At 71.3% G+C, this 8,931-nt stretch carries 8 protein-coding genes; 6 read left to right on the top strand and 2 right to left on the bottom strand.

The genetic code is table 11. From position 1 onward, the window contains the following. The 5 genes from NBZ85_RS22820 to folE form a co-directional block, all read left to right on the top strand. Positions 1-320 (top strand): D-alanyl-D-alanine carboxypeptidase (locus NBZ85_RS22820; protein ID WP_261562558.1); only part of this gene is annotated, 320 nt, incomplete at its 5' end. A 106-nt stretch (positions 321-426) separates the two neighbouring features. Continuing rightward, positions 427-1,539: a zinc-dependent metalloprotease gene (locus NBZ85_RS22815; protein ID WP_261556228.1), complete on the top strand. Its 1,113-nt coding sequence runs from the start codon at positions 427-429 to the stop codon at positions 1,537-1,539. Between the two features lie 52 nt (positions 1,540-1,591). Further along, positions 1,592-3,421 (top strand): hypoxanthine phosphoribosyltransferase, encoded by a 1,830-nt coding sequence (gene hpt / locus NBZ85_RS22810; protein WP_372517712.1) that lies wholly within the window; start codon positions 1,592-1,594, stop codon positions 3,419-3,421. A 217-nt stretch (positions 3,422-3,638) separates the two neighbouring features. After that, positions 3,639-5,846 carry an ATP-dependent zinc metalloprotease FtsH gene (gene ftsH, locus NBZ85_RS22805; protein WP_261556226.1) on the top strand — a complete coding sequence of 736 codons (2,208 nt, stop codon included), beginning with the start codon at positions 3,639-3,641 and terminating at the stop codon, positions 5,844-5,846. Beyond that, positions 5,843-6,604 (top strand): GTP cyclohydrolase I FolE, encoded by a 762-nt coding sequence (folE, locus tag NBZ85_RS22800; RefSeq protein WP_261556225.1) that lies wholly within the window; start codon positions 5,843-5,845, stop codon positions 6,602-6,604. Before ftsH ends, folE begins: the two co-directional genes overlap by 4 nt. Positions 6,605-6,651: 47 nt before the next feature. On the opposite strand, the gene hisG is transcribed toward folE, so the two are convergent. Then, entirely contained in the window at positions 6,652-7,500 is an 849-nt protein-coding gene (hisG, locus tag NBZ85_RS22795; protein WP_261556230.1) for an ATP phosphoribosyltransferase, read from the bottom strand. Between the two features lie 40 nt (positions 7,501-7,540). Further along, positions 7,541-7,957, bottom strand: a complete 417-nt coding sequence (locus tag NBZ85_RS22790) for a phosphoribosyl-ATP diphosphatase (protein ID WP_261556224.1) — start codon at positions 7,955-7,957, stop codon at positions 7,541-7,543. 161 nt (positions 7,958-8,118) lie between these two features. Here NBZ85_RS22790 and NBZ85_RS22785 point away from each other — a divergent pair. Further along, positions 8,119-8,931: HAD family hydrolase (locus tag NBZ85_RS22785; RefSeq protein ID WP_264762133.1), on the top strand; the 813-nt coding region annotated here is incomplete at its 3' end.

Below are 8,931 nucleotides of genomic sequence, written 5' to 3'. Positions count from 1 at the left end.
CCGTGCTGACCGGCCTGCCGGTAGCCGGCTTCTCCGGCACCCTGAACGACCGCTACGCCACCGCGGACACGGCGCCCGGCGCGGGCGACGTCCGGGCCAAAACCGGCACGCTGCGCAATGTCAGCAGCCTCGCCGGCCAGCTCGTCGACGCCGACGGGCGGCTGTTGCTGTTCGCCTTCCTGTCCCCGGCGGAGGAGGCGGGCGGTACCAAGGCCGCGCTCGACCGGGTCGCGGCGGCGCTCGCCGGCTGCGGCTGCCCCGCGCCGGCACCAGCACCGGCACCGGCCGCACGTGGCGCGCCGACCGTCCCGGCCCGCTGAAACAGCGGCGATCCCCGGAACCGACCGGCCCGGCCGGAGCCCGCCCCGCGCCCCGGGCTCGGCGACGCGGGAGCAGAGCGACGGCCGGCCCGGTACGCTCGGATTCGTGGACGCCGAGCTGGTCGACTGGGAACTCGCCGTGACGACGGCGAGAAGGCTGGTCCGCCCCGGCCCGCAGATCACCCGGGAGCAGGCCGGCGAGGTCGTCGCCGAGCTCCGCCGCCTCGCGGTGGAAGCCGAGCGGCACGTGGAGGACTACACCCACCTCGCCCCCGCCGGCGCCATCACCCCCATCAACGTCGTCGACCGGCCCGAATGGGTGCGTTCCAACGTCGCCGGTCTGCGGGTGCTCACCACACCTCTGCTCAGCAAGCTGTCCGATCAGCAGCGAGGCACCTTCTCCACTGCCATCGGTCGGCGGGTCACCGGCATCCAGCTCGGCACGGCGCTGGCCTATCTCGCCGGCAAGGTACTGGGCCAGTACGAGGTGTTCCTGCCGCCCGAGGAGTACCTCACCGGCCCCGACGGATCGGCCACGCCGGGCGCGGTCGGCCGGCTGAGCCTGGTCGCGCCCAACATCGCCCATGCCGAGGCCACGCTGGGCGTCGTGCCGCGTGACTTCCGAATGTGGGTCTGCCTGCACGAGCAGACCCATCGGACCCAGTTCACCGCCGTGCCGTGGCTGCGGTCCCACCTGGAATCCGAGATCACCGCGTTCATCGAGGCCACCGATCTCGATCCGGACGTCCTGGCGGACCGGGTCCGCTCCGCGGTGGCCGCGGTACGCGGGGCGGTGTTCGACCGCGGCGCCGACAGCCCGAGCGTGGTCGAGGCGCTACAGACCCCGGCCCAGCGGGCGGTGCTCGACCGCCTCCAGGCGATCATGACGCTGCTGGAGGGCCACGCGGACCAGGTGATGGATGCCGTCGGGCCCCGAGTGGTCCCCACCGTGGCCGACATCCGGTCGAAGTTCGAGGGCCGCCGCGACGGCGGCTCGCCGCTCGACCGGTTCATCCGCCGCCTACTCGGGCTGGACCTCAAGTTCCAGCAGTACCGCCAGGGCGGCGCCTTCGTGCGGGCCGTCGTCGCCGAGTCCGGGGTGGCGGGCTTCAACACGGTCTGGGAGTCACCGACGACGCTCCCGACCCGCGCGGAGCTGGCCGATCCCACCGCATGGATGCAACGCGTCCTGGGCAGTCGCCCGTCGATTTCGGCGTGACGGCCGTGGTCCGCGGGACGCCCTCCTGCGCGTCCAGCTGTCGGCCGACGCGGTGACCCGGTCCGCCACCGGCGGTGATCACCACGGTGCGGCTTCCGGACCGGCCGGCACCTCACCCGCCCGGCCGGCGCGGGCTGGGCGGGCGCCAGATCCCGCGGTGGCCGCGGTCCGGCTCGCGGTCCGCAACGCGGTCGCCGATCTCGACCCGGGCGAGCTGGTGCTGGTCGCCTGCTCCGGCGGGTCGGATTCACTGTCTGTCGCCGCAGCGCTCGCCTTCGTGGCCCCCCGCCGGGCCCTGCGAGCCGGGCTGCTGGTGGTCGATCACGGCTGGGATCCCGATTCGGCCGAGCGCGCACGCGGCGTCGCCGAGCTGGGGCGGGTCCTCGGGCTGCGCCCCGTGGAGGTCCTTACCGCGCACGCGCCGCGATCGGAGGGCGCCGCCCGCGATGCCCGCCGCAGCGCGCTGCTGGCCGCGGCCGACCGGTTGGGCGCCCGCGCCGTGCTGATCGGTCACACCCTGGACGATCAGGCCGAGACGGTGCTGCTGCGGCTCGCGCGGGGCTCGGGGGCCCGCTCGCTCGGCGGGATGCGCCCGCGTGACGGCCTGCTGCGCCGCCCACTGCTGCACCTGCGTCGTACGCAGACCCGGGCCGCCTGCCTCGCCGAGCGGCTGCCTGTCTGGGACGATCCGACCAACTCCGATCCGGCGTTCGCCCGGGCACGGGTGCGTCACCGGGTCCTGCCGCTGCTGGAGGCCGAGCTCGGACCGGGCATCGCCGAGTCCCTGGCCCGCGGCGCCGAGTTGCTGCGGGCCGACGCGGACGCGCTGGACGCGGCGGCCACCGATGCCTATGCCGCGACCGTCACCGCCGCCGTCATCGCACCAGGCGGCCCGGGCCCGGGCCCGAGGAGCGGCCCGATCGCCGCTGCGGCCTCCGATTCGACCGGCGGGGAGGTTGGCTTCGGCGTGGCGGCCCTCGCCGCCCTGCCCGCCGCGATCCGCGGACGCGTGCTGCGGCGGGCCGCACTCGACGTCGGCGCCTCGGCCTCGGCATTGCGCGCCGAGCACGTCTGGGCGGTGGAGGAACTCGTGACGCGGTGGCGCGGCCAGAAACCAGTGCCGCTGCCGGGCGGTGTCCTCGCCCGGCGCTGGGCGGACCGGATCACACTCACCGGACCAGTGGCTCCGCCGTGGCCACCCGCCGGACCCGCCGGCCGTGGGCCGGATCCCGCCACAGCGGCGTACCCCGAGGAGGACGATCAGGTGAGTCAGTCCGCGACGACGACGCCCGATGCCGGCAGCCCCCACGACGGCCCGCCGGCGGCCGCGACGCACCCCGACATCGACGAGGTCCTCGTCACCGCCGACGAGATCGCCGCGAAGATCGCGGAGCTCGCGGCCCGGGTCGACGCCGACTATGCCGGCCGAGAGATCCTTCTGGTCGGCGTGCTCAAGGGCGCCGTGATGGTGATGGCCGATCTCTCCCGGGCCCTTACTGTGCCGCTGACCATGGAGTTCATGGCCGTCTCGTCCTACGGATCGTCGACCTCCTCCTCCGGGGTGGTGCGCATCCTCAAGGACCTGGACCGCTCGATCGAGGGCCGCGACGTGCTCGTCGTGGAGGACATCATCGACTCGGGCCTGACCCTGTCGTGGCTGCTGAAGAACCTGCGCTCGCGCGGGCCCGCCTCGCTGGAGGTGCTGGCTCTGTTCCGCAAGCCGGAAGCGATCACGGTCGATGTGGACGTCCGGTATGTCGGCTTCGACATTCCCAGCGCCTTCGTCGTTGGGTACGGGCTTGATTACTCCGAGTATTATCGGACCCTCTCCTTCGTCGGCACCCTGACGCCCGCGGCGATCGAGCGCGGGGCCCCGTCCTGAGCGACCCGGGCGGCGCAGCCCGGCGTCGAGGCCGCGGGTGCACCCTCGTGCGCCACCAGATCGTCCAGCCCGGAACAGTGCGGCCCGCCGGTCCGTTGGTCGGATGTACGCGCGGTGAGACGCGCGCACCGGCGGTACCCTCGGCACAAGGGAATCCCGATCGAGGGCAGTACACACGTCAGGAGGGTGGAGCGCTCGTGTCCGGCGCTCCAGACAGATGACTCCAAGAAGAATTTTCCGCAGCTGGGTGCCACTGCTGCTCCTGGTCCTGTTCGTGATCATTCTCACGACCGGTGTCCTCTCGGGTCCCAGCGAGTACGGCAAGCGAGACCTGAACTTCGTCCAGCAGCAGATCGACGAAGGCCGGGTGACGAAGGCCAAGATCGAGGACTCGAAGCAGCTCATCCAGATCCAGACGAAGGACGGCCGGAAGTTCGAGTCGTCCTATGTCACCGAACAGGGTGTCGTTCTCGCCAATGAGCTGCGGAACAAGCGCGTCACCTACGACGTCTCCGTCGATCGCGGAAACATCCTGGTCTCCCTTCTGCTGAACCTGCTGCCCGTGCTGCTGGTGGTCCTGCTTCTGTTCTTCTTCATGAACCAGATGCAGGGCGGCGGCAACCGGGTGATGAACTTCGGCAAGTCCAAGGCCAAGCTGGTGAGCAAGGACACGCCGAAGACGACCTTCACGGACGTGGCCGGCGCGGACGAGGCGATCGAGGAGCTCCAGGAGATCAAGGAGTTCCTGGAGAACCCGAGTAAGTTCCAGGCAATCGGCGCGAAGATCCCCAAGGGCGTTCTGCTCTACGGCCCGCCGGGCACCGGTAAGACCCTGCTGGCCAGGGCCGTCGCCGGCGAGGCCGGCGTGCCGTTCTACTCGATCTCGGGTTCCGACTTCGTCGAGATGTTCGTCGGTGTCGGCGCCAGCCGGGTCCGGGACCTGTTCGAGCAGGCCAAGGCGAACGCGCCGGCGATCATCTTCGTCGACGAGATCGACGCCGTCGGCCGCCATCGCGGTGCCGGGCTCGGCGGCGGACACGACGAGCGCGAGCAGACCCTCAACCAGCTCCTCGTCGAGATGGACGGGTTCGACGTCAAGGGCGGCGTCATCCTCATCGCGGCGACGAACCGGCCCGACATTCTCGACCCGGCGCTGCTTCGGCCCGGCCGTTTCGACCGCCAGATCGTCGTCGACCGCCCGGACCTGCTGGGCCGCGAGGCCATCCTGCGGGTGCACGCCAAGGGCAAGCCGATCGGCCCGGATGCCGACCTGATGGTCATCGCCCGGCGCACCCCGGGCTTCACCGGTGCGGACCTGGCCAACGTGCTGAACGAGGCCGCCCTGCTCGCGGCCCGGTCCAACCTGAAGTTCATCTCCTCGGCGCTGCTGGAGGAGTCGATCGACCGGGTGATGGCCGGCCCGGAACGCAAGACCCGGGCGATGAGCGACAAGGAGAAGAAGCGCATCGCCTACCACGAGGGCGGGCATGCCCTCGTCGCGCACGCGCTCCCGAACTCCGACCCGGTACACAAGATCACCATCCTGCCTCGGGGCCGCGCGCTCGGCTACACGATGCAGCTCCCGCTGGAGGACAAGTACCTGTCGACCCGCTCGGAGATGCTGGATCGGCTCGCCGTGCTCCTCGGCGGCCGCACTGCCGAGGAGCTGGTGTTCCACGACCCCACTACCGGGGCCAGCGATGACATCGAGAAGGCGACGCAGATCTCCCGCGCGATGATCACCCAGTACGGGATGAGCGACAAGCTCGGCGCAATCAAGTTCGGCAGCGAGAGCAGCGAGATCTTCCTCGGCAAGGAGGTCGGGCACCAGCGCGACTACTCCGAGGAGGTCGCCAGCGAGATCGACGTCGAGGTCCGCCGGCTCATCGAGGCAGCGCACGACGAGGCCTGGGAGATCCTGGTCACCTACCGCGACGTGCTCGACAACCTCGTGCTGCGGCTGATGGACACCGAGACGCTGAGTAGGGACGACGTCGCGGAGGTCTTCGCAACCGTGCAGAAGCGGCCGGTGCGCGGCACCTACACCGGCGTCGGCCGGCGCATCCCCTCGGACCGCCCGCCGGTGCAGACCCCGGCCGAGCTGGGACTGGTCCCCTCCGGCGTCGCCGACCTGGTGAAGGACCCCGCTCACGGCAACGGAGCCACCGGCCGCACGGGCAACGGTGCGCCGGGTGCGCCCGGGGCGGATCCGGCAGGGCACGGTAATCCGGTCGGTCCGGTTGGCCCGGGCGGGAATGGGAATGGCGGCCCCGGTGGGCACGGTTACCCCCAGGGGTCGGGTTATCCGCAGGGCCAGGGCTCCCCGGCTCCCACCGGCGGCGAAGGCCCGCCCGAGGGCCCACGGATCGCTAACCCATGGGCCCCGCCGAGCTGGCCAAACGACGACGACAGGAGACGCCGTTGACGTCCGACTCCCCTGAGGCGTTCACGGATGAGCGGGTGGGTTCCGGCGCGTCACCAGAGGTGAATGGCACCGAATCGGACGGCTTCGCCCTCGCCGGTCCCAGCACGCCTGGCAACGGCGCGGCCGCTGAGGCCCCCCCGGCCGCGCCAATCCGCGGTCGGGGTCGGGGCCGGCCGCAGCAGGTGCGCCCGTTCGATCACGACCGGGTGGCCCGCGCCGTGCGCGAGCTGCTCATCGGGATCGGTGAAGACCCGGACCGCGAGGGTCTGCAAAAGACGCCGGATCGCGTCGCACGGGCCTACCGCGAGGCGGTGGAGGGACTGGGGCGGGAGCCGTCCGACGTCCTGACCACCGTCTTCGACGAGGGCCACGACGAGATGGTGCTGGTGCGCGATATCGACTTCTCGTCGCTGTGCGAGCACCACCTGGTGGTGTTCTCCGGCCGGGCGCACGTCGCCTACATCCCGAACGACAGGGGTCAGATCACCGGCCTGTCCAAGCTGGCCCGGTTGGTGGATCTTTACGCCCGCCGGCCGCAGGTCCAGGAGCGGCTGACCTCCCAGGTCGCCGACGCTCTCGTCGACGTGCTGGAACCGCGCGGGGTGATGGTCGTCGTCGAGGCGGAGCACCTGTGCATGTCGATGCGGGGGGTGCGCAAGCCGGGCGCCACCACGGTGACCTCCGCGGTGCGCGGCCAGTTCCTCAGCACCGCAACGCGCAGTGAGGGCATGTCACTGATCCTGGGCAGCCGCCGCTGATCCACCCCGGGGGGAGGAGTGGAGGCGAACGAAGGCGGCGGGGGGCGTTACAGCCGGCAGGCCTGGATGCTGGAAACGAGGATCCCGCGGGCGCCCAGGTCCCACAGGTCGTCCATCGTGCGGTTGACCTCCGCGCGGGGCACCATCGCCCGCACGGCGACCCACTCCTCCCGCTGCAGCGGCGATATCGTCGGTGATTCGTAGCCAGGCGTGATGTCACACGCCTTCTCCAGCACCGCGCTCGGCACGTCGTAGTCCATCATCACGTAACGCCGAGCGACGAGGACGCCCTGCACGCGGCGCAGCAGCCGCTCGTGCGCCGTGGACAGCTCCGCCCCCCGCTTGGCAATGACGATTGCCTCGGACCGCAGGACCGGCTCGCCGAGCAGCTCCAGCCCGGCGGCCTGCAGCGTCCGGCCGGTCTCGACCACGTCGGCGACCGCGTCCGCGACCCCGAGCCGCACCGCCGTCTCCACCGCGCCATCGAGGGTCACGATGTTCGCCGGGGTGACGCCGCGGCCAGCGAGATCCGCCCGCACCAGCGCCGGAAACGACGTGGCGATCCGCTTGCCCTGCAGCTCCGTCACTTCCGTAAGCGTGCCCTCCGGGGCGGCGTAGCGGAAGGTGGCGTGCGCGTACCCGAGCGGCAGTAGCTCCGCTGCGGCGGCGTTGCTGTCCAGGAGCAGGTCTCGACCGGTGATTCCGAGATCGAGGCGCCCCGAACCGACATAGACGGCAATGTCGCGCGGCCGCAGGAAGAAGAACTCGATGTCGTTCTCGAGATCGGTGATAACCAGCTCCGCGGACTCACGCCGGGCGTGGTAGCCGGCGTCTGCGAGCAACTGGCTGGAGGCCGCAGAAAGCGACCCTTTGTTCGGAACCGCAATACGAAGCATCGTCACTACTCAGCGTCTACGGGGAAGGACAGGGGGGTGATCACAGGTGGGAGTATACGTCGTCGAGGGAAAGACCCAGGGAAATCATGAGGAGCTGACTCCAGTAGAGCAGCTGGGAGATCTCCTCCGCGGCCCGTTCGCGACCTTCGTACTCGGCCGCCATCCAGGCCTCGGCGGCCTCCTCGACAAGTTTCTTACCGAGATGATGAACGCCCTTGTCGAGAGCGGCGACCGTTCCCGAGCCGGACGCCCGGCGCTGCCATTTATCGGCAACCTCGGCGAAGAGTTCGTCAAATGTTTTTCCGCTGACCGTATTCGCCCCGGTGGCAGTGGGCGTGCTGCCGATCGCCGCGCCGGGATCGTCGGCGGCCCCGCCGGGACCGAGCGGATCCCCGCCCGCCCCGGGTCGGGAGAGACGACCGGACGGCGACGACCCGGGCCGATCGGCAGGAACCATGCTCGGCATGCTACCTGTCACCGGGTCGTCGACATCCGCGCCGAACACCTGCATCGGTCGCGGACACCGACAGCCATGGCCGGACGCGACCGGAGTTCCCGCGCCGCCGGCCCGCGGCCGGGGACGATGCTGGCGGATTCCGCCGTGTCCGCGACGCGTTGCTGGTTGACTGGGTCACTGTGTTCCCGCCTGCCCTCGTCGCCACGGATCTGGACGGGACGCTGATCCGCAGCGACGGCACCGTTTCGGCGCGTACCCGCGCGGCCCTGCGGCGGGTGGAACAGTGCGGGGCGACCGTCGTGTTCGTCACCGGGCGGCCGAGCCGGGTGATGGCGGGCGTCGTGGCGCAGACGTCGGCCTCCGGCCTCGCGATCTGCGCGAACGGAGCGCTCGTGTTCGACCTGGACGCGGGCGTGCCGGTCAGCCACCGGTACCTGGAGCAGACCACCGCGCTGCGGCTGGCCCGCGCCATCCGCGCCGCGGTGCCGGACGCGGCGTTCGCCGTGGAAAGCGGCGTCCGGTTCGGCCGGGAACCGGCCTTCGAGACGATGTGGCCGGATCCCGAGGAGCTGGTCGCGGCGTTCCCCGAGCTGCTGCTGACCCTGCCGGCGACAAAGCTGCTGGTCCGCCGCGGCGGTCAGCCGTTCACCGAGGTGTACGACGCGATCGTCGAGCTTGCCGGGACGGACGCCGTGGTCACGACGTCGAGCGTGGGCCTCGTCGAGATCGCCGGGCCGGGGGTGTCCAAGGCCGTGGCGCTGGCGGAGCTCGCCGCCGAGCGGGGGATGACCGCCCGCGACGTCATCGCCTTCGGCGACATGCCGAATGACCTGCCGATGTTCGCCTGGGCCGGGTACTCGGTCGCCGTCGCGAACGCCCACCCGGACGTTCTCGCCGCTGCCGACGAGGTCACCGTGTCCAACGACGAGGACGGGGTGGCGGTCATCCTGGAGCGGCTGTTTCCGGCGGTGGGG

This window comes from Frankia tisae (genome assembly GCF_025403405.1).
Classification (GTDB): Bacteria; Actinomycetota; Actinomycetes; order Frankiales; family Frankiaceae; genus Frankia; species Frankia tisai.
The sequence above is the reverse complement of the archived record's forward strand: the minus strand, read 5'-3'. Positions and strand labels throughout refer to the sequence as shown.

Coding starts and splice junctions, on each gene's coding strand:
- ftsH (WP_261556226.1), top strand. CDS start 3,639: ATGACTCCAAGAAGAATTTTCCGCAGCTGGGTGCCACTGCTGCTCCTG.
- NBZ85_RS22790 (WP_261556224.1), bottom strand. CDS start 7,957: ATGGTTCCTGCCGATCGGCCCGGGTCGTCGCCGTCCGGTCGTCTCTCC.
- hisG (WP_261556230.1), bottom strand. CDS start 7,500: ATGCTTCGTATTGCGGTTCCGAACAAAGGGTCGCTTTCTGCGGCCTCC.